Source organism: Terrabacter koreensis (assembly GCF_054783315.1).
This window is the reverse complement of record NZ_BAAGQU010000004.1, coordinates 1,868,778-1,888,672: the sequence shown is the minus strand read 5'-3', so window position 1 is coordinate 1,888,672 and position 19,895 is coordinate 1,868,778. Positions and strand designations below refer to the sequence as shown.

The window sequence follows — 19,895 nt, the reverse complement described above, 5'->3', positions numbered from 1 at the left end:
ACTCCCCCGCCCCCGCGGCGCACAGTCGAAGGAGCGCGGCACGACAGCGAGCTGCGGCGTGCCGGAGCCACGAGCGGAGGAGGCAGCCATGACGTCCTCGACAGCGAGCCCCTGGGCCCAGCAGATCGTCGTGGGCTACGACGGGTCGACGAACGCCGTCGCAGCGCTGGAATGGGCAGCACGAGAGGCCGCGAGCCGAGGGGTGGGCCTGAGGGTCGTCATGGCCCTCCCCCGCGCCTTCGAGGGAATGGCCGCACCGATCGGCTCCATCTCGTCCGTGCTCCCCACACCGGCGCACCACACCGTCGAGACCGTCGGGGAGGCCGCGCGACGCCTCGCGGCGAAGTACCTGGCCGAGGACAAGGTGCGGCTCACCGAGGAGGTCGGCAGTCCCGCCGCTGCGCTGATCCGCGCCTCCGAACGAGCCGAGATGCTCGTCGTGGGCAACCGGGGGCACGGGGCGTTCGGGTCGATGGTCCTCGGCTCGGTCTCGTCTGCTGTGGCAGGTCACGCGGCGTGCCCGGTCACGGTGGTGCGCGGCGCCGTCGACGACCCCGACCACCGCCGTCCCGTGACGGTGGGCGTGGACTACGTCGAGCCCTCTGCGTCGGCGGTTCGGGTCGCGGCGGAGCTGGCCTCGCGGTGGGGGGTCCCCCTGCGGATCGTCTCGGCCTGGGCTTCCCTCGACCAGGGGGCGGCCGTACTGCCCCACCTGCGCCCGGACACCGTGGCCGAGCTCGCCCGGAGCCGCTTCGACATGGCGCGGGTCGCCGCGGAGCAGGCGGCCGAGGTCGCTCGCTCGCTGGCGCCGGGCCTCGAGGTCGATGTCATCACGCCGGAGGCGCCGGCCGCAGTGGTGCTCGAGGACGACTCGCGCCGTTCCGGTCTCGTCGTGCTGGGCACCCGCCGACTGGGTCCGCTGATGCGGCTCGTGCTCGGCTCCGTGAGCCACGCGGTGCTCGGCCATGCCTCGTGCCCCGTCACCATCGTCCCGGGTCCGCCGGAGGAGCCTGCCTCCCACCACTGAGCCGGCGGGCGGAGGAGACGGCGAGAGGGCCCGACCGGACGACTCTCGTCGTCTCGGCCGGGCCCTCTCGTTCGGTCGGGCTGACAGGATTTGAACCTGCGACCCCTTGACCCCCAGTCAAGTGCGCTACCAAGCTGCGCCACAGCCCGTTGCCCCGTGGGGCGAACGAGACGAAACCTTAGCGCACCGTGTGCCGCCCGTCCCAATCGGCCCATCGGGGGCCGGCCGCCGCCGGCTCGGGGTCAGCGCCGGCGCTTCTCGCGGACGCGGACCGAGACCTCGATGGGCGTGCCCTCGAAGCCGAACTGCTCGCGCAGCCGCCGCTCGATGAAGCGGCGGTAGCCGGCCTCGATGAAGCCCGACGCGAAGACGACGAACCGCGGAGGGCGCGTCGAGGCCTGCGTGGCGAAGAGGATGCGCGGCTGCTTGCCACCCCGGATCGGGTGCGGGTGCGCGGCGACGATCTCACCGAGGAAGGCGTTCAGCCGCGCCGTCGGGATTCGGGTGTCCCACGAGTCGAGGGCCGTCTCGATGGCGGGGACGAGGCGGTCCATGTGGCGACCGGTGCGTGCCGACACGTTGACGCGCGGGGCCCACGGCACCTGCACGAGCTCCTTCTCGATCTCGCGCTCGAGGTAGTAGCGACGCTCCTCGTCGAGGGTGTCCCACTTGTTGTAGGCGATGACGAGGGCCCGCCCGGCGTCGATGACCTGCTGCACGACGCGGATGTCCTGCTCGGCGATGGGCTGCTCGGCGTCGATGAGCACGACAGCCACCTCTGCCTTCTCCAGGGCCGTCTGGGTGCGCAGCGAGGCGTAGAAGTCGGCGCCGCGCGACTGGTGCACTCGGCGCCGGATGCCTGCGGTGTCGACGAACCGCCACGTCTTGCCGCCCAGCTCGATCATCTCGTCGACCGGGTCGCGCGTGGTGCCGGCGACGTTGTCGACGACGACGCGCTCGGTCCCGGCGAGGCGGTTGAGCAGGCTCGACTTGCCGACGTTCGGTCGGCCGATGAGGGCCACGCGGCGGGGGCCGCCCTGGGCGTACGCGCCGTGCGCGGACACGTCGGGCAGCACCTCGAGCACGGCGTCGAGGGCGTCACCGCTGCCGCGGCCGTGCGCGGCCGACACCGGCCACGGCTGCCCGAGCCCGAGGCTCCACAGCATGGCCGCGTCGGCCTCGCCCCGCTCGTCGTCGACCTTGTTGGCGACGAGGACGACCGGCTTGCCGGAGCGACGCAGCAGCTTCACGACGGCCTCGTCGTCGTCGGTGGCGCCGACGGTCGAGTCGACGACGAACATCACGACGTCGGCGAGGTCGATGGCGATCTCGGCCTGCTCGGCGACGCGGAGGTGGATGCCCGTGGCGTCGGCCTCCCAGCCGCCGGTGTCGACGATGGTGAAGCGGCGTCCGCCCCACTCGGCCTCGTACGAGACGCGGTCGCGCGTGACGCCGGGAACGTCCTCGACGACGGCCTCGCGGCGGCGCAGGATGCGGTTGACCAGGCTCGACTTGCCGACGTTGGGCCGGCCGACGACCGCGACGACCGGCAGCGGACCCCGCTCGGCGGCGTCAGCGGCATACGGCCCCTCGGCGTCGAGCAGGGCCTGGTCCTCGGGGCTCAGCTCGAAGTCGTCGAGCCCCGCACGGAGCGCACGCTCCACGGAGGCGTCGTCGACGGCGGGGTCGGCGGTCGAGATCGGAGCGCCCTCGTCGCTGGGGCGGGCGGTCTCGTCAGTCACGGTGTCCTCGAATCAGTGAACGTCTGTTGACGGACCATTCTCCACCCGCGAGCGGCGTACGTGTGACGCGAGGCCGTCGCGCAGCTGTTCGCTGGCCAGACGAAGGCGGTGACGACCCGGTGCTCCGGCGTCCACGGCGAGCCGGAAGGGCTCGCCGAAGTCGACCACCAGACGCGACCGGAGGGAGGGCCAGTCGTCCTTGCCGGCACCCGGCACGCGCGTGCCCATGACCGCCACGGGCACGATCTGCGCGTCAGTTCGCAGCGCGATCCACGCGGCGCCGGAGTTGATCTGCTCGACCTCCCCGGAGCCGCGGCTGCCCTCGGGGAAGATGCCCACCGCTCCACCGTGCTCGAGCACGGCCGTGGCGGCGGCCAGGGCCGCACGGTCGCCGACGCTGCGGTCGATCGGGATCTGCCCGACGTTGCGGATCGTCCAGCCGAAGAACCCCGAGAAGGCCTCCTGCTTGACGAGGAAGCTGACGGGTCGGGGGGCGAGCCCGAAGACGAGCGGACCGTCGAGGAACGCGGCGTGGTTGGCGACGAGGATGACGGGCCCGCGAAGCGGCACCCTTTCCGCGTGCAGCGCGGCGCCGCGGTAGAGGGTGCTGAAGATGAGCTTGCCGATCGGACGGCCGATCCGGGCCCGGTTGGGGTGGGGAGCGACCGGCTGGTTCACGCGCGAGCCGCCTCGACCACCTGGAGCACCGCCTCGACCGAGCCCTCGAAGTCGAGGTCGGACGTGTCGATCGTCGTCACGCCGTCGGCCGCGACGGTGAACTCCGACACCGCCGAGTCGGCCCTGTCGCGGTCGACGATCTGCGACCGGGTGGCCTCCACCGAGTCGGCGTCGGCGGCCCCGTGCAGCTCCTTCGAGCGTCGCGCGAGCCGTGCCTCCTCCGAGGCCGTGAGCAGGATGCGCACCGGGGCGTCGGGTGCGACCACCGTCGTGATGTCACGGCCCTCCGCGACGACGCCGCCGTTGGCCCGGCCGGCGTCGGAGATGAGGCGTCGCTGGAGCAGCCGGAGGATCTCGCGCACCGGGATCACCGTGGCCACGGCCGAGACGTTCGTGGAGATGCGGGTCTCGCGGATCTCGGCCGAGACGTCGGTGCCGTCGACCTCGACGGCGGGGTGGTCGGGATCGGTGCCGATCGAGAGCGGGAACCGCTCTGCGGCAGCCGTGACGGCCTCGGCGTCCGTCAGGTCCACGCCCTCGTGCAGGCACCACCAGGTGAGTGCGCGGTACATCGCGCCCGTGTCGAGGAAGCCGTAGCCGAGGGAACGCGCGACCTGCTTGCTGACGCTGGACTTGCCCGATCCCGAAGGGCCGTCGACGGCGATGACGAAACCGGACAGGTGCTCCTCGGGGCTCTCAGGCATGCGCCCGAGGATAGTGCCTCGCAGGATGCCACCCGACCGTCGCCCAGCCGTCGCCGCCCCTCCTCCAGCGGTCCCCCAGTCGTCAGGTGGGGGTCTCCGCACCCGGGGCGGCTCAGTCGTGGAGTCGCCAACCGAGACGCGTCAGCTCGGCCCGGAGCGGCTCGACCGAGGCCGGCACGACCGAGATCTCGGCGACGCCCACGGCCTGGCCGAGCCCGTGCTCAAGGTGCAGGTCCTCGAGGTTGATGCCGGCGTTGCCCATGTCGCCGAACAGGCGGCCGAGCGAGCCCGGCTCGTCGGGGACGATGACCGACACGACCTCGTACGCCGCGGGCGCCGAGCCGTGCTTGCCGGGGATGCGCGCGTGGCCGAGGTTGCCGGCCTCGAGCACCCGGCTGAGGGTGCCGAGCGAGCCCTCTCCGCCAGAGTCGACGAGGGCGTCCAGGGCGGCCACGACGTCGTCGACCTGGTCGCGCACCTGGCGCAGCACGTCGCGCACGGCGGGCGCGTTGCCGGCCAGGATCTGGGTCCACAGGCGTGGGTCGCTCGCAGCGATGCGGGTCACGTCGCGCAGCCCCTGACCTGCCAGCCCGACCGCCGACTCGGGAAGCTCTCTCAGGCAGGCCGCCACGATGCTCGCGGCGAGCTGTGGCACGTGCGACACGGCCGCCACGGCTTCGTCGTGCTCGTGGGCCGGCATGACGCGGACGGCGCTGCCGACGGCGGTCGCGATCTCGCGCACCTTCTTGACGGCCGCGTCGGTGGACCCCTCGTGGGGCACGACCACCCAGGCGCGGCCGTCGAAGAGGTCGCCACGGGCGGCGGCGGTGCCGGACCGCTCGCGGCCGGCCATCGGGTGCGACCCCACGTAGCGGCTCGAGTCGGCACCCGAGTCGAGGACCTCGACCAGGACGGCCTCCTTGACGGAGGCGACGTCGGTGACGACGGCGTCGGGCCACCGGTCGAGCGCTGCGATGACCGCACCGGCCGTCACGTCGGGTGGCGCAGCCACGACCACGACGTCGGGGGCGTCCGCGGGGTCGACGGTGAGGTCGTCGGCGAGCTGACCGGCCTCCAGGTCGCGCGCCAGGCGAGCCGCCGTCGGCGACGGGTCCTCGATCGAGACACGAAACCCGTTGCTGGACAGGCAGATTCCGAGGCTGGCGCCGATCAGGCCAACCCCGACGATGCGGACGTGCGTGGTCACCCCGTCAGCGTAGCGACGCCGTCAGGGTGCGGTCGGCACGTCCGTGTCACAGACCCGCGGCCTTGTAGAGCGCGCCGATCTCCGCCTTGTTGAGCCGGCGCGTGCGACCCGACTTGAGGTCGGCGAGGCGGATCGGGCCGACCTCGGTGCGCACGAGCTCGAGCACCGGGTGACCGACCGCCTCGAGCATGCGTCGCACGACGTGCTTGCGTCCCTCGTGCAGCACGACCTCGACCATCGCCTTGCCGGGCTGGTGGTCGACGATGCGGAACGAGTCGACGGTGACGGGACCGTCCTCCAGCTCCACACCCTCGCGCAGCCGCTTGCCCACGTCGCGCTGCACCGGGCCACGGATCGTCGCGATGTACGTCTTGAGCACGCCGTATGCCGGGTGCTGCAGCCGGTGCGCGAGGTCGCCGTCGTTCGTGAGCAGCAGCAGCCCCTCGGTGTCGGCGTCGAGGCGCCCGACGTGGAAGAGCCGCTCCTCGCGGTTGCCGACGTAGTCGGCGAGCGAGATGCGACCGAGCTCGTCGTTCATCGTCGTGACGACGCCCTTGGGCTTGTTGAAGGCGAGGTAGACGCGGTCCTCGTCGAGGTTGACCCGGACGCCGTCGACGTGCACGACCTGGGTGCGCGGGTTGATGCGCACCCCGAGCTCGGTGACGACCTGCCCGTCGACCTCGACGCGGCCCTGCTCGATGAGGTTCTCGCAGACGCGGCGCGAACCGACTCCCCCGGCCGCCATGAGCTTCTGCAGGCGCACGCCCTCGGGGTCGTGCACGTCGATCTCGGGGGCCGACCGGCGCTCGGGCAGCTTGGTGGGCTGGCTCGCCTTGGTCGAGCCCGCGAAGCGGGGACCCGCTGAGCCGCCCTTGCCGCCCTTGCTGGGTTTGCCGGGCTTGCTGGGCTTGCCACCGCGGGTGGCGCCGCCTCGGGCCGCTCCCGGGCGACCCTTGGCGCCACCGGCGGCCGAGCCCTTCTTGCGGGGCTGGCGGGGTGACCTGGAGTACTCGCTCATGCGTGTCCTTCCTCGATGAGCTCGTCGATGACGTCGGCGTCCGGCAGGTACGGCGCGAGGGCCGGGAGGTCGTCGATCGACGACAGCCCCATCCGCTGCAGGAAGTAGGGCGTGGTGCGGTAGAGGACGGCGCCGCTCTCGCCGGCGTCCTCCACCTCCTCGATCAGGCCTCGCGACGTCAGGGTGCGCACGACGCCGTCGACGTTGACGCCGCGGACCGCACTGACCCGGGCCCGCGAGACGGGCTGCCGGTAGGCGATCACGGCCAGCGTCTCGAGCGAGGCCTGGGTGAGCTTGGCCTGCTGGCCGTCCAGCACGAACTTCTCGACGACGGGCGCGAAGTCGGAGCGGCTGTAGACGCGCCACCCACCCGCGACGCTGCGCAGGGTGAAACCGCGCTGCGCAGCGGCATACTCCTCCTCGAGCGCCACGAGGTGGCCGCGGACGTCCTCGACGGGCAGCTCGAGCGCCGACGCGAGCGCGACCTCGGTCACCGGCTCGTCGACGACCATAAGCACCGCCTCGAGCGCCGACCGGGCACCGCCCGGGAAGTCGTTGATGTCGAAGGCGATCTGCTCGTCGGCACCCTCGCGCTCGTCGAGCACCTCGGGCTCGGCGGTCGCGTCGGGCCCCTGCGCCGACTGCTCACTCATCGTCTGTTCCTCCTCCGGGGGCGGCGACTGCGCCCGCGTCCTGCTCTGCATCGGTTCGCGTCTCGTCCTCATCGTCCGCCTCGGCGGGCTCGCCGTCGATCTGCTCCTCGATCTGCCCGTCGATCTGCTCGTCGAACTCGTCGTCGATGGCCACGTCGCCGACGTCGGCACCGGTCCAGCGGATGTCGAGCTCACCGAGCGCCTCGGCCTGCTCGAAGGCGATCGCCGCCTCCTTGAAGAGCTCGAGCAGGGCGAGGAAGCGGGCCACGATGACGAGGGTGCTGTCGGCGTCGGCGACCAGGCTCCGGAACGAGACCTGGCCGCGGTTGCGCACCCGCTCGACGATGATCGCCGCCTGCTCGCGCACGCTGACCTGCGGCGCGTGCAGGTGGTCGAGGCCCACCGTGGGCGCGATCTTGGGCGTCATGGCCCGAGCGGCGATGCGCGCGAACTGCTCGGGCGTGACCGCGATGACGAGCTCGGGCAGCAGGCTCGCGAACTCGTCATCGAGCCCGGCCTGGCGCGGGGTGATGCGGCCGGCGGTCGCCATCCGGTCACGGAAGGTGTTCGCGATCTCCTTGTAGGCGCGGTACTGCAGGAGGCGTGCGAAGAGCAGGTCGCGAGCCTCGATGAGTGCGAGGTCCTCGTCGTCCTGCGGACCCGACTGCGGCAGCAGGCGCGACGCCTTGAGGTCGAGGAGGGTCGCGGCGATGAGGAGGAACTCCGAGGCCTGCCCGAGGTCCCAGTCGGCGTCGGCCGCTTGCGCGGCCTTGATGTGCGCGACGAACTCGTCGGTGACCTGGGCGAGCGCGACCTCGGTGATGTCGAGCTTGTGCTTGCTGATCAGGCCGAGCAGCAGGTCGAACGGGCCCGAGAAGACGTCCAGGTGGACCTCGAAGGGGGTGACGGTGCGGCGGGTGATGACGCCACCCGGCACCATCTCGCCGTTCGACTCGCCGCTGGAGTCGCTGCCGGGCTGGGTGACGTGCTCGGCGACGTGCTCGGTCACCGGTCCGCCGACCGGCCCGGGCGCGGGCATGCCTGCGCCGGGGTCGACCGCGTCGCGGTCGACGGTGTCCTGCCCGACCATCAGTTCACTGCGGATCAGGCCGCCCCACCGCGTGCGATGAGCTCGCGGGCGAGCTGGCGGTAGGCGTTGGCACCGGAGTGCTCGGACGAGTAGGACGTGATCGGCTCGGCGGCGAGCGTGGCGTCGGGGAACTTCACGGTGCGGCTGATGACGGTGTGGAAGACCTGGTCGCCGAAGTGGTCGACGACCGAACGCACGACCTCACGGCTGTGCAGCGTGCGGCTGTCGTACATCGTCGCGAGGATGCCGTCGACGTGCAGGCGCGGGTTGAGCCGGTCGGTGATCTTGTCGATGGTGTCGATGAGCAGGGCGACTCCGCGCATCGCGAAGAACTCGCACTCCAGCGGGATGACCACGCCGTGCGCCGCCGTGAGGGCATTGACCGTGAGCAGGCCGAGCGAGGGCTGGCAGTCGATGAGGATGACGTCGTACTCGTCGACGACGGGCCGCAGCACGCGGGCCAGGATCTGCTCACGAGCGACCTCGCCGACGAGCTGCACCTCTGCAGCCGACAGGTCGATGTTGGCCGGCACGAGGTCGAGGTTGGGCGTGCGCGTCTGCTGGATGACGTCGTGGATCTCGTGGCCGCGCTCGACGAGGAGGTTGTAGATCGTCGTGTCGAGCTCCTGGGCGTTGACGCCGAGGCCGACGGACAGCGCCCCCTGGGGGTCGAAGTCGATGACGAGGACCTTGCGGCCGAGCTCGGCCAGCGCTGCGCCCAGGTTGATCGTCGTCGTGGTCTTGCCGACGCCGCCCTTCTGGTTGCACATGGCGATGATGCGCGCCGGCCCGTGGCTGGACAGCGTCACGGGGTCGGGGAAGTCGGGCAGCGGGCGACCGGTCGGGCCCATCGCGCCGGAGCCGGCCGACTCGGTGCCGGGGAGCTGGGCGACCGGGACGGAGCTGAGGGTGGGGTGGCGAGGCGGGTCGAGGTCTGCTGACGGCACGGACTGCATGCTCTGGTGTGACTCCTCGTTCACCGGGTGTTCCACTCCGCTCGGCGTTGCCCCTGGGATGCTGCGGTCAGCCTCTCGCTGATCACGTGTGACCCTATCAGCGGGCACGGGGGTGGGCGCCCGCATACACCTCGCGGAGCCGGTGCACGGAGACCATCGTGTAGATCTGCGTCGTCGTGACCGAGGCGTGCCCGAGGAGCTCCTGCACGACGCGTACGTCGGCGCCGCCGTCGAGCAGGTGGGTGGCGAAGGAGTGTCGCAGCGTGTGCGGCGAGACGTGCTCGAGCCCGGCGCGGGACGCCGCGCGCTGGATGATCGCCCACGCCGACTGTCGCGAGAGCCGGGCGCCGCGCTGGTTGAGGAAGAGGGCCGGACCCCCTTTTCCGTGCGTGGCGAGGGCCGGTCGGCCCCTCACGAGGTATGCCGTCACGGCCTCGAGGGCGTACCTGCCGACCGGCACGACGCGCTCCTTGCCGCCCTTCCCGTGCAGCCGCACGGAGCCGACTCCCGGACCCGAGGGTGAGTCCGGCGACGCGTCGGAGGGGCCGGCGGTCTCGAGGTCGTCGACGTCGAGGCCGACCGCCTCGCTGATGCGTGCGCCCACGCCGTAGAGCACCTCGAGCAGTGCACGGTCGCGCAGCGACTCGGGCGTGTCGCCGACCGATGCGGCCGCGAGGAGCCGCTCGACGGCCTCGACGGGGATGGCCTTCGGCAGCCGCGCCGGGGGCTTGGGCGGGGCGACGTTGGCGGCCGGGTCGGAGGCCACCTCGCCCTCGAGGGCGAGGAAACGGTGGAAGCCGCGCACGGCGACGAGGCTCCGGGCGGCCGACGACGCGGCCAGGCCGCGCTCGCGCAGCGAGGCGAGGAAGTCGGTCACATCGGCCTCGCTGACCCGGCCGGCGTCGTCGATGCCCCTCGCGGCCAGGAACGTGCTGTAGCCCCGCAGGTCCCGGGCGTAGGACTTCAGCGTGTTGTCCGACGCTCCCTTCTCGACCCGGACGTGGTCGAGCCACCCGCGGACGTCGCGCTCGAGGCGCGAGAGCCGTGCCGCGGGTGGCTCGGTGACGAGCTGCTCCGTCAGGACAGGGCCTCGTCGAGGCTGACCGACTGCATGCCGTGCGCCTCCGCGACACCGGCGTAGGTCACGTGGCCGTCGTGGGTGTTGAGGCCGAGGCCGAGCGCGTGGTCGGCGCGCAGCGCGTCGCGCCACCCCTGGTTGGCCAGCTTCACGGCATACGGCAGCGTGGAGTTCGTCAGGGCGTAGGTCGACGTGTTCGGCACCGCGCCCGGCATGTTGGCGACGCAGTAGAAGACCGAGTTGTGGACCGTGTAGGTCGGGTCGGCGTGCGTCGTCGCGTGGCTGTCCTCGAAGCAGCCGCCCTGGTCGATGGCGATGTCGACGAGGACCGAGCCGGGCTTCATCTGCGACACGAGCTCGTTCGAGACCAGCTTGGGCGCCGCGGCACCCGGGATGAGCACCGCGCCGATGACCATGTCGGCCTGCAGCACCTGCTCCTGGACCGTCAGCTTCGACGAGGCGAGCCCGTGGACCTGGTTGTCGTAGCGCCAGAACGACATGCGCAGCTTGTCGAGGTCGGTGTCGAGCAGGGTGACGTCGGCGCCCATGCCGAGCGCGATGTTGGCGGCGTTCTGCCCCGACACGCCGGCGCCGAGGATGACGACCTTCGCGTTCGCCACGCCGCCGACACCACCCAGGAGCACGCCGCGGCCGCCCTGCGCGCGCATGAGCGCGTGCGCGCCGACCTGCGGCGCGAGGCAGCCGGCGACCTCGGACATCGGGTAGAGCAGCGGCAGGGCGCCGGAGGGCAGCTGCACGGTCTCGTACGCGATGCCGGTGACCTTGCGCTTGACGAGCTCCTCGGTGAGCGGCTTGTCGGCCGCGAGGTGCAGGTAGGTGAAGAGGGTCAGGCCCTCACGCATCCGGTGGTACTCCTCGGCCACGGGCTCCTTGACCTTGAGCACCAGCTCGGCCTCGCCCCACACGTCGTCGGCGGAGCCGATGATGCGAGCGCCCGCGGCCACGTAGTCGTCGTCGCTGATCTGCGACCCGACACCCGCGTCCTTCTCGACGAACACCTCGTGCCCGTGGTCGGTGAGCTCGTGCACGCCGGACGGGGTGATGGCCACGCGGTACTCGTGGTTCTTGACCTCGCGGGGGATGCCGACCTTCATGCTGCTGCACTTCCTTCCGGACTGTCGCCGCCCGGCGCCGTTGCCGTGGCGGACGAGGGCCCCTCCCGGGGGCCGCGAGCCAACTGTATCCACGGCTGTCACGACCCGGTCACGTCCACGCGCAACACCCACGAGGCCGTCCGTCGCCCTGCCAGAGTGGGGCCACCCGACCCGCTGCGGTCGCCGAGCAGGGAGGAGCCGGTGTGAGCATCCTGCCACCCGAGGAGCGGTACACGTGGCCGACGACGCCCGCCGGCACCCGGCGGCGCCGGCACGAGGTCCCGCTGCGGCCCACGGCGCCGGGTCTGCCCTCGGCCACGGTCACCTCCTCTTCCACGACGGGGCCGACACGGCGTCAGGGGGTCGTCGCGGGAACGGTCTTCGCCGTGGTGGCGGTGTGGGGCACCGTCTTCCGGGGCGTCGAGCTGCCGGGGGGTCTCGCCCTGCTCGCCGTGGGCTTCGTCGCGGCCGCGGCAGCCACGTCGTCCGTGCGCCTGCGCCCGTTCGCACAGGGCTTCCTGCTGGCCTGTCTCGTCGCCGGCCCCGTGGCCGTCGTGCTCCTCATGGTGCTGCTCATCGCGATCTTCGCCAACATGGGCCCGTGAGGTTCTACGCGCACAGTCCCGCCCGTCGCACCCGGCAGATCGTCGCCGACGTGCTCATGCTGCTGTGGATCGGCGTGTGGGTCTACGCCGGCCGGCAGGTCCACGACACCGTGCAGGCCCTGCGAGCACCCGCAGACTCGATCACGTCGGCGGGCAGGTCGGTCAACGGAGCCCTGACCGGGGCCGGTGACCAGGCCGGACAGATCCCGCTCGTCGGCGACCAGCTGCGCACCTGGCTGACCCAGGCCGCGGGTTCGGGCACGACGCTGGAGCAGGCCGGGACCTCGATGGCCGACACCGTCGAGACCCTGGCGCTCGGTCTGGGACTCGCGACCGCCCTCGTCCCGATCCTGGCCGTCCTCTGCGTGTGGCTCTGGGTGCGAGTCCGCTTCGTGCGCAACGCCACCCGCTCCCAGCGCTTCATCGACGCGGGTGAGGACCTCGACCTGTTCGCGTTGCGGGCCATGGCGACCCAGCCGATGCGCACGCTCGCGAAGGTCTCCGACGACCCAGCGGGCGCGTGGCGGCGCCAGGACCGGGACGTGATCCGCCGCCTGGCCCTCCTCGAGCTCCGCGACCAAGGGCTTCGTCCTCCCCCGGGCCACTGAACCCTCACGTCGAGTGCCCACGTTCCCGCGCCGGGAAGTGGGCACTCGACGTCAGGGATGAGTCGAGTGCTCAGTTCCTGACGTCAGGGCGCGGGGCGTCCGCGCGCGTGACGGCCGGCGCGAGGTCCTCCGCCGGGGGCGCCCACGTGCCGGCGGCAGCCGGCACCTGCTCACCGCTGCGGATGTCCTTGACCTCGTCGCCCGACTCGCCGGCCCCGGGGAACCAGACGTACGGGATCCCGCGGCGCTCGGCGTACCGGATCTGCTTGCCGAACTTGGCCGCCGACGGAGCCACCTCGCAGGCGATCCCCCTGCGGCGCAACGTGGTTGCGATGGCAACGGCGTCATCGCGGGACTCGTCGTCGTTGAGGGCGACGAGCACCGCGGCGGGCGTGGAGCGCGAGGCGGTGACGAGCCCGCGGCCGATGAGCAGGCCGAGGATGCGGGTGACGCCGATCGAGATGCCGACGCCGGGGTAGGTGGTGCGCCCGTCGCTCGCCAGCGCGTCGTAGCGCCCGCCGGAGCAGAAGGAGCCCCACGACTCGTGCCCGACGAACTGCGTCTCGTACACCGTGCCGGTGTAGTAGTCGAGGCCGCGGGCGATGCGCAGGTCGGCGACGAGCTTGCCCGGGGCGTGGGCCATGCCGGTCCGGATGACGTTGGCGAGCGACTCGAGACCCTCCTCGAGCAGCGGGTGCTCGACACCCAGGGCCCGCACCTGCTCGACGAAGCCGAGGTCGGTCGACCGGATCTCGGCCAGCGCCAGGCACTGGTCGGCCTGCTGATCGGTGGCTCCGGCCTCGAGGAGCATCGCCCTGACCTTCTCGGGCCCGACCTTGTCGAGCTTGTCGACGATGCGCAGCGTCCCGATGACGTCGGTGATGCCGATGCCCTGGTAGAAGCCGTTCGGGATCTTGCGGTCGTTGACCTGGATGACGAACTCGCCGACCGGGAACTTGCTGAACACGTCCGCGATGACGAGGGGCATCTCCGCCTCGAAGTGCGACGACAGGTTGCCGACGTCGACGACGTCGATGTCGGCCTGGGTGAACTCGCGGTATCGACCCTCCTGGGGGCGCTCGCCGCGCCACGCCTTCTGGATCTGGTAGCGCCGGAACGGGAAGGAGAGCTTGCCGGCGTTCTCCAGCACGTAGCGCGCGAACGGCACCGTCATGTCGAAGTGGAGGCCCCAGCGCGCGTCGTCGTCGTCACCCGCGAGGCGCGACACGGCGTAGATCTCCTTGTCGGCGTCGCCGCCCTTGCCGAGGAGCCGGTCGACGGGCTCGATCGAGCGGGTCTCGACCGAGGAGAAGCCGTGCAGCTCGAACGTCTCGCGGATGACGTCGAGGAAGCGCTGCTCGACGATGCGCTCGGACGGGAGGTACTCGGGGAAGCCACTGATCGGCAGGACCTTGGTGGCCTTCGGCTGGGAGGTGCTCACGCGGACAAGTCTTTCAGGTAGGGGTTGGTGGCGCGCTCGTGGGCCATGGTCGTGGCTTGGTAGTGGCCGGGCAGCACGAGCGTCGTGTCGGGCAGGGGCAGCACCTTCTCGCGCAGGCTGCGCTGCATGGCGGCCGCGTCGCCGCCCGGGAGGTCGGTGCGACCGATGGAGCCGGCGAAGAGCACGTCACCGGTCACCATGGTGCGGTCGACGTCGACCTGGTCGCGGATCCCGTCGGGTACGCGGTCGAGGCCGAACATCACGGAGCCCTCGGTGTGCCCGGGCGCGTGGTGCACGTCGACGTCCATGCCGGCCAAGGTGAGCCGGGTGCCGTCGACGATCTCGACGACGTTCGTCGGCTCGGTCCACGTCGCTGCGGTGCCGAACTGCTGCTCCAGCATCGCGACGAGCCCCGGGTTGCTCCGGGCCAGCAGGTCGTGCAGCCGGTAGCGGTCCTCGGGATGGATGTACGCGGCGGTGTCGGCACCGCAGACGGGCGTCACCGAGTAGACGTGGTCGACGTGCCCGTGCGTGAGCAGCACGGCGGCGGGCCGCAGTCGGTGCTCCGCCAGCACCTCGCGCAGCGTCTCCTCCACCCCGACGCCGGGGTCGACGATGAGGCACTCCTCCCCTGCCGCCGGCGCGAGCACGTAGCAGTTGGTGTCGAACGCCTGGGCGGGGAACGCGATCGTCAGCACCCACGGAGCCTAGCGACGGGTGCCTGCGTATGCCGTCTCGCCGGCCTCCGGACGTAAATCCGCCCGTCTGAGGGGAGTTGTCACGGACTCGTGACCCGTCCCGCTGCGTACGCACAGCAGTCGTTCCATAAAATGACCGAACGCCCGGGGACAACCCATGTGGCCCGTACGAGGAGAGGTCAGTGACCAAAGAGCAGGAACGCGCACGTGCGCGCCGCCGCCACGAAGAGCAGCAGAAGACAGCCAAGCCGCCGGTGAGCGACTCGACGCGCGACAAGCAGGTCTTCGGCGTGATCCTCGCGGTCATCCTCGTCATCGCAGCCGTCATCGTCGTGCCCAGGCTCGTCGGGAGCTCCGACACGCCGGCCGCCGCCCAGGCGACGCCGTCGGGCACGACGACGCCGGGATCGACCGCGACGTCGTCGAGCGGGCTTCTCGAGGGCCAGAAGCTGGCCGCCGGCTGCACGGCTCCCCCGGCCGCCCAGACCGACCCGAAGCAGCAGACCGCGGTGCCGTCCAGGGCCACCGCCGCCGGCAAGACCTTCGTGGCCACGGTCAAGACGACGTGCGGCACCATCACCATGGAGCTCGACGGCACGAAGGCCCCGCAGACGGTGGCCTCGTTCCTCAACCTCGCCAAGACCGGCTACTGGGCGCCGAGCCCGTGCCACCGCCTCACGACCGAGGGGATCTACGTGCTGCAGTGCGGCGACCCCACCGGCAGCGGCGAGGGCGGCCCCGGCTACAAGTTCGGCATCGAGAACGCGCCGGCCGACGGCAAGTACCCGCGCGGTGTGCTGGCCATGGCCCGCACCCAGGACCCGAACTCCAACGGCGGCCAGTTCTTCATCACCTACAAGGAAACCCAGTTGCCCACCGAGGGTGGCGGCTACACGATCTTCGGAAAGGTGACCAAGGGCCTCGACATCGTCGACAAGATTGCGGCGGGCGGCCTGGTCACCGCAGGCCAGCCGACGCCAGTGAACCCGATCAGCATCCTCAGCGTCAGCGTGACGGAGAAGAAGGCATGACCGACATGAACCAGCCCGACACCGACGAGACCACCGGCACGCAGGTCCCGGCAGCGCCTTCCGACCCTGCCGACGCACCTGCCGGCGATGCCGCTGCCGCGGACACGGCGGACGCCGTCTCGTCCGTCGAGTCGACGGAGTCCGGTGACGCGGTCGAGACCCACGGGTCCGACGAGTCCGCAACCGCCGCGGTCGAGGTCGAGCCCGAGGTCGAGCCCGAGGTCAGCGAGCCGGCCGCCGCAGAGGCTGCCGCCGCAGAGAACGACAGCGAGACCTCCGATGCTCCGGCCGTTGTCGAGCCCGAGGCCGCTGTGGTGGCCGTGACCGAGCCCGAGTCCCAGGAGCCTGCTCCCGTGGCGGAGCCCGAGGCCGCTGTGGTGGCCGTGACCGAGCCGGTGGCGCAGGAGCCCGCAGGCGAGGAGGCCACGGTTCCCGCAGCCGAGCAGACTCCCGAGCCCGCCACACCCGCCACGCCCGCCGTGCCCACGCCTGCCTCGGTGCCCAAGCCCTCGGCGATCCCGACGCCGGCAGCCATGGCGAAAGCCGTCCCACACCCCGCCGTCACCACCGTCGCTCCCCCGGCCATCACGACCGATCACTCGGCCTCCGCGGCCTTCGGTCGGGTCGACGAGAACGGCACGGTGTTCGTGCGCACCAAGGACGGTGAGCAGGAGGTCGGTTCCTACCCTGGCGCCAGTGACGCCGAGGCGCTCACCTACTTCGCCCGCAAGTACGACGAGCTGTTCGCTTCGGCTGTGCTGCTGGAGCAGCGCCTGTCGCAGCCGGAGGTCCCTTCGAAGGACGTCGCCGAGGGACTGAAGACCCTTGCGGCACAGGTGAAGGACGCCACCGTCGTCGGAGACCTCGACGCCCTCGCGACCAAGCTCGACGAGATCCAGTCGGGCCTGGCAGCCAAGCGCAACGTCGAGCAGCAGCACCGCGCCGAGGCGCGCGCCGCCGCCACGGCGGAGCGCGAGAAGATCGTCGCCGAGGCCGAGTCCATCGCGTCCCAGCCCGAGAGCCGAATCCAGTGGAAGAGCAGCGGCGCCCGCATGCGCGAGCTGCTCGACGAGTGGAAGGCGCACCAGCGCGCGGCCACGCGCCTCGACCGCGAGACCGAGTCGGCCATGTGGCAGCGCTTCAGCGCGGCGCGCAACGGCTTCGACAAGGCGCGCCGCAGCCACTTCGCCGGCCTCGACGCCGCGCACGCCGACGCCAAGTCGGCCAAGGAGCGCCTGGTCGGCGAGGCGGAGAAGCTCGCGACGAGCACCGACTGGGCCGCCACGGCAGGGGCGTTCAAGCGCCTCATGGACGAGTGGCGGCGGGCGGGCCGGGCGAGTCGCTCCGACGACGACAAGCTGTGGGCGCGTTTCAAGGCAGCGCAGGACGCCTTCTTCGCGGCCAAGGACGAGGTCGTCGCCGCCGAGGAGGAGCAGTTCCGCGGCAACCTCGTGGCCAAGGAGGCCCTGCTCGTCGAGGCCGAGGCGATCCTCCCGGTCACCGACCTCGAGAAGGCCAAGGCGCAGCTGCGGGTCATCCAGGACAAGTGGGACGCGGCAGGCAAGGTCCCCCGGGCCGACATGGAGCGGGTCGAGAAGGCCATGCGCCGGGTTGAGCAGACCGTGCGCGACGCCGAGGACCGCAAGTGGAAGTCGAGCAACCCCGAGGTCGCTGCACGCGCCAAGGCGATGGTCGACCAGCTCGAGCGCGCGGTTGCCGACCTCGAGGAGGACCTCGCCAAGGCCGAGGCCTCGGGCAACGCGAGCAAGGTGCGCAAGGCGCGCGAGGCCCTCGAAGCGCGACAGGTGTGGCTCGACCAGGCCCGCGCCGGAGTGGCCGAGTTCGGCGGCTGACCCACGACAGCAGAGTGCCCACTCGACCCATCACCCGGTCGAGTGGGCACTCTGCTGTGGCCGTGAGGTCAGGAACGCATCACGGCGTCGGTGGACTTGCTGCCGTTGACGCGGTAGACGTCGAAGACGCCGTCGATGCGTCGCACCGCCTTGATGACGTGGTCGAGGTGGGCCGGGTCGCCCATCTCGAAGGTGAAGCGCGAGATCGCCACCCGGTCGCGTGACGTCTGCACCGACGCCGACAGGATGTTGACGTGCTGGTCGGACAGCACCCGCGTGACGTCGCTGAGCAGCCGGTTGCGGTCCAGCGCCTCGACCTGCAGCTGCACGAGGAAGACGCTGGCCGAGCTCGGCGCCCACTCGACGTCGATGAGGCGCTCGGGGTTGGCCGTGAGCTGGTCGGCGTTGGTGCAGTCGACCCGGTGCACCGACACGCCGTTGCCACGGGTGACGAACCCGATGATCGGGTCGCCCGGCACCGGGGTGCAGCACTTCGCGAGCTTGACCCAGACGTCGGCGGTGCCGACGACCACGACGCCGGGGTCGCCGGCTCGGCGCCGGCTCGCCGCGCGCGTCGGGACCGTGGCCTCGGCGAGGTCCTCGGTGGCGCCGTCGACGCCGCCCATGGAGGCCACGACCTTGCCGACGACGTGCTGGGCGGAGACGTGTCCCTCGCCGACGGCGGCATACAGGGCCTCGATGTCCTGGTAGCGCAGGTCGGTCGCGACGGCCGTCATCGACTCGTGACTCATGAGGCGTTGGAGCGGGAGGTTCTGCTTGCGCAGCGCCTTCGCGATGGAGTCCTTGCCGGCCTCGATCGCCTCCTCGCGGCGCTCCTTGCTGAACCACTGCTTGATCTTGTTGCGGGCCCGCGGGCTCTTGACGAACTGCAGCCAGTCGCGCGACGGTCCTGCACCGTCGGCCTTGCTCGTCAGCACCTCGACGACGTCGCCGTTCTCGAGGGTTGACTCCAGCGGGACGAGACGACCGTTGACGCGCGCACCGATGCAGTGGTGGCCGACCTCGGTGTGGACGGCGTACGCGAAGTCGACGGGCGTGCCGCCCATCGGCAGCGCGACGACCGAGCCCTTCGGGGTGAACACGTAGACCTCGCTGCTGCCCATCTCGAAGCGCAGCGAGTCGAGGAACTCGCCGGGGTCCTCGGTCTCGCGCTGCCAGTCGAGCAGCTGGCGCAGCCAGGCCATGTCGTTCTGCGGGGTGATCTCGCCGGGACGGGCGGGACCGCCACCGCTTGCCTGGTCCTTGTACTTCCAGTGGGCGGCCACGCCGTACTCGGCGCGGCGGTGCATCGTGTGCGTGCGGATCTGGATCTCGACCGGCTTGCCCTGCGGCCCGATGACCGTCGTGTGCAGCGACTGGTACATGTTGAACTTCGGCATCGCGATGTAGTCCTTGAACCGCCCGGGGACCGGGTTCCACCGCGAGTGAAGGGCGCCCAGCGCCGCGTAGCAGTCGCGCACGGTGTCGACGAGCACTCGCACGGCGACGAGGTCGTAGATCTCCTCGAAGTCACGGCCGCGCACGATCATCTTCTGGTACACGCTGTAGTAGTGCTTCGGCCTGCCCGTGACGACCGCCTTGATCTTCGCGGCCGTGAGGTCCTCGGTGACCTGGCTGCGCACCCCCGCGAGGTACTCCTCGCGGGCCGGGGCGCGCTCGGCCACCAGACGCACGATCTCGTCGTAGACCTTCGGGTAGAGCGTCGCGAACGAGAGGTCCTCGAGCTCCCACTTGATGGTGTTCATGCCCAGGCGGTGCGCGAGCGGCGCGTAGATCTCGAGCGTCTCGTTGGCCTTGCGCTTGGCCGACTCGGGGCTGACGTAGCGCCACGTGCGGGCGTTGTGCAGCCGGTCGGCGAGCTTGATGACGAGCACGCGGATGTCGCGCGCCATCGCGATGACCATCTTGCGCACCGTCTCGGCCTGGGCGGCCTCGCCGTACGTGACCTTGTCGAGCTTCGTGACGCCGTCGACGAGCATCGCGATCTCGTCGCCGAAGTCACGGCGCAGCTCGTCGAGGCCGTATGCCGTGTCCTCGACGGTGTCGTGCAGCAGCGCCGCCGCGAGGGTGGGCGGCGTCATGCCGAGCTCGGCGAGGATCGTCGTCACGGCCAGCGGATGCGTGATGTACGCGTCGCCGCTCTTGCGCATCTGGCCGTCGTGCGCGTGCTCGGCGACGGCATACGCCCGCTCGATGACCGAGAGGTCGGCCTTGGGGTGGTTCTGGCGGACCGCCGTCATGAGCGGCTCGAGGACGGGGTTGCCGGCGGGTCGGGTCGCCCCGAACCGCGCGAAGCGGGCGCGCACCCGCGACGGGGTGGACAGCTCGCTGCGGACGTCCTCGCTCATGAAGAGAGTCTAGGCGGTCTGC

Annotated in this window: 18 protein-coding genes and 1 tRNA gene; 5 read left to right on the top strand and 14 right to left on the bottom strand. The window is 71.5% G+C overall.

The genetic code is table 11. The features are described from left to right. The first annotated feature begins 88 nt into the window (after positions 1 to 88). Complete coding sequence (locus ACYVNR_RS11570; RefSeq protein ID WP_461048189.1) at positions 89 to 1,027, top strand: universal stress protein; 939 nt, start codon at positions 89 to 91, stop codon at positions 1,025 to 1,027. Positions 1,028 to 1,102: 75 nt separating this feature from the next. Here ACYVNR_RS11570 and ACYVNR_RS11565 read toward each other — a convergent pair. The 11 genes from ACYVNR_RS11565 to ald form a co-directional block, all read right to left on the bottom strand. Beyond that, positions 1,103 to 1,176, bottom strand: a tRNA-Pro gene (locus tag ACYVNR_RS11565). Between the two features lie 93 nt (positions 1,177 to 1,269). Continuing rightward, entirely contained in the window at positions 1,270 to 2,769 is a 1,500-nt protein-coding gene (gene der, locus ACYVNR_RS11560; RefSeq protein WP_045187975.1) for a ribosome biogenesis GTPase Der, read from the bottom strand. 12 nt (positions 2,770 to 2,781) lie between these two features. Continuing rightward, entirely contained in the window at positions 2,782 to 3,447 is a 666-nt protein-coding gene (locus ACYVNR_RS11555) for a lysophospholipid acyltransferase family protein (RefSeq protein ID WP_461048188.1), read from the bottom strand. After that, entirely contained in the window at positions 3,444 to 4,151 is a 708-nt protein-coding gene (gene cmk, locus ACYVNR_RS11550) for a (d)CMP kinase (RefSeq protein ID WP_045187972.1), read from the bottom strand. The genes ACYVNR_RS11555 and cmk overlap by 4 nt, the downstream gene beginning before the upstream one ends. A 112-nt stretch (positions 4,152 to 4,263) precedes the next feature. Next, complete coding sequence (locus tag ACYVNR_RS11545; protein WP_461048187.1) at positions 4,264 to 5,358, bottom strand: prephenate dehydrogenase; 1,095 nt, start codon at positions 5,356 to 5,358, stop codon at positions 4,264 to 4,266. 46 nt (positions 5,359 to 5,404) lie between these two features. Further along, positions 5,405 to 6,376, bottom strand: coding sequence for a pseudouridine synthase (locus ACYVNR_RS11540; protein ID WP_461048186.1), 972 nt, complete (start codon positions 6,374 to 6,376; stop codon positions 5,405 to 5,407). Beyond that, positions 6,373 to 7,029: an SMC-Scp complex subunit ScpB gene (scpB, locus tag ACYVNR_RS11535; RefSeq protein WP_045187965.1), complete on the bottom strand. Its 657-nt coding sequence runs from the start codon at positions 7,027 to 7,029 to the stop codon at positions 6,373 to 6,375. Before scpB ends, ACYVNR_RS11540 begins: the two co-directional genes overlap by 4 nt. After that, a complete protein-coding gene (locus ACYVNR_RS11530) occupies positions 7,022 to 7,969 on the bottom strand; it encodes a segregation and condensation protein A (RefSeq protein ID WP_461048306.1) in 948 nt (315 codons plus the stop codon). The genes scpB and ACYVNR_RS11530 overlap by 8 nt, the downstream gene beginning before the upstream one ends. Before the next feature lie 164 nt (positions 7,970 to 8,133). Beyond that, positions 8,134 to 9,075 carry a ParA family protein gene (locus tag ACYVNR_RS11525; protein WP_458802060.1) on the bottom strand — a complete coding sequence of 314 codons (942 nt, stop codon included), beginning with the start codon at positions 9,073 to 9,075 and terminating at the stop codon, positions 8,134 to 8,136. 97 nt (positions 9,076 to 9,172) lie between these two features. Beyond that, a complete protein-coding gene (gene xerD, locus ACYVNR_RS11520) occupies positions 9,173 to 10,156 on the bottom strand; it encodes a site-specific tyrosine recombinase XerD (protein WP_461048305.1) in 984 nt (327 codons plus the stop codon). Further along, positions 10,153 to 11,268 (bottom strand): alanine dehydrogenase, encoded by a 1,116-nt coding sequence (gene ald, locus ACYVNR_RS11515; RefSeq protein ID WP_045187961.1) that lies wholly within the window; start codon positions 11,266 to 11,268, stop codon positions 10,153 to 10,155. The genes xerD and ald overlap by 4 nt, the downstream gene beginning before the upstream one ends. A 203-nt stretch (positions 11,269 to 11,471) precedes the next feature. Here ald and ACYVNR_RS11510 point away from each other — a divergent pair, with 203 nt between their 5' ends. Both ACYVNR_RS11510 and ACYVNR_RS11505 read left to right on the top strand, forming a co-directional pair. After that, positions 11,472 to 11,873 (top strand): hypothetical protein, encoded by a 402-nt coding sequence (locus tag ACYVNR_RS11510; RefSeq protein ID WP_461048185.1) that lies wholly within the window; start codon positions 11,472 to 11,474, stop codon positions 11,871 to 11,873. Next, positions 11,870 to 12,481 (top strand): hypothetical protein, encoded by a 612-nt coding sequence (locus tag ACYVNR_RS11505; RefSeq protein ID WP_045187957.1) that lies wholly within the window; start codon positions 11,870 to 11,872, stop codon positions 12,479 to 12,481. Before ACYVNR_RS11510 ends, ACYVNR_RS11505 begins: the two co-directional genes overlap by 4 nt. A 70-nt stretch (positions 12,482 to 12,551) precedes the next feature. Here the strand turns inward: ACYVNR_RS11505 and hisS are convergent, their stop codons facing one another. Beyond that, positions 12,552 to 13,922 (bottom strand): histidine--tRNA ligase, encoded by a 1,371-nt coding sequence (gene hisS / locus ACYVNR_RS11500; protein ID WP_461048184.1) that lies wholly within the window; start codon positions 13,920 to 13,922, stop codon positions 12,552 to 12,554. Next, positions 13,919 to 14,620: an MBL fold metallo-hydrolase gene (locus ACYVNR_RS11495; RefSeq protein ID WP_461048183.1), complete on the bottom strand. Its 702-nt coding sequence runs from the start codon at positions 14,618 to 14,620 to the stop codon at positions 13,919 to 13,921. Before ACYVNR_RS11495 ends, hisS begins: the two co-directional genes overlap by 4 nt. A gap of 182 nt (positions 14,621 to 14,802) precedes the next feature. Between ACYVNR_RS11495 and ACYVNR_RS11490 the strand changes: the two genes are divergently transcribed. Together ACYVNR_RS11490 and ACYVNR_RS11485 are read left to right on the top strand one after the other, a co-directional pair. Continuing rightward, positions 14,803 to 15,651 (top strand): peptidylprolyl isomerase, encoded by an 849-nt coding sequence (locus ACYVNR_RS11490; RefSeq protein ID WP_461048182.1) that lies wholly within the window; start codon positions 14,803 to 14,805, stop codon positions 15,649 to 15,651. Continuing rightward, positions 15,648 to 17,504, top strand: a complete 1,857-nt coding sequence (locus ACYVNR_RS11485) for a DUF349 domain-containing protein (RefSeq protein WP_461048181.1) — start codon at positions 15,648 to 15,650, stop codon at positions 17,502 to 17,504. Before ACYVNR_RS11490 ends, ACYVNR_RS11485 begins: the two co-directional genes overlap by 4 nt. Before the next feature lie 68 nt (positions 17,505 to 17,572). Here ACYVNR_RS11485 and ACYVNR_RS11480 read toward each other — a convergent pair whose 3' ends face one another. Beyond that, positions 17,573 to 19,873: a RelA/SpoT family protein gene (locus ACYVNR_RS11480; protein ID WP_045187948.1), complete on the bottom strand. Its 2,301-nt coding sequence runs from the start codon at positions 19,871 to 19,873 to the stop codon at positions 17,573 to 17,575. Between the last annotated feature and the right edge of the window lie 22 nt (positions 19,874 to 19,895).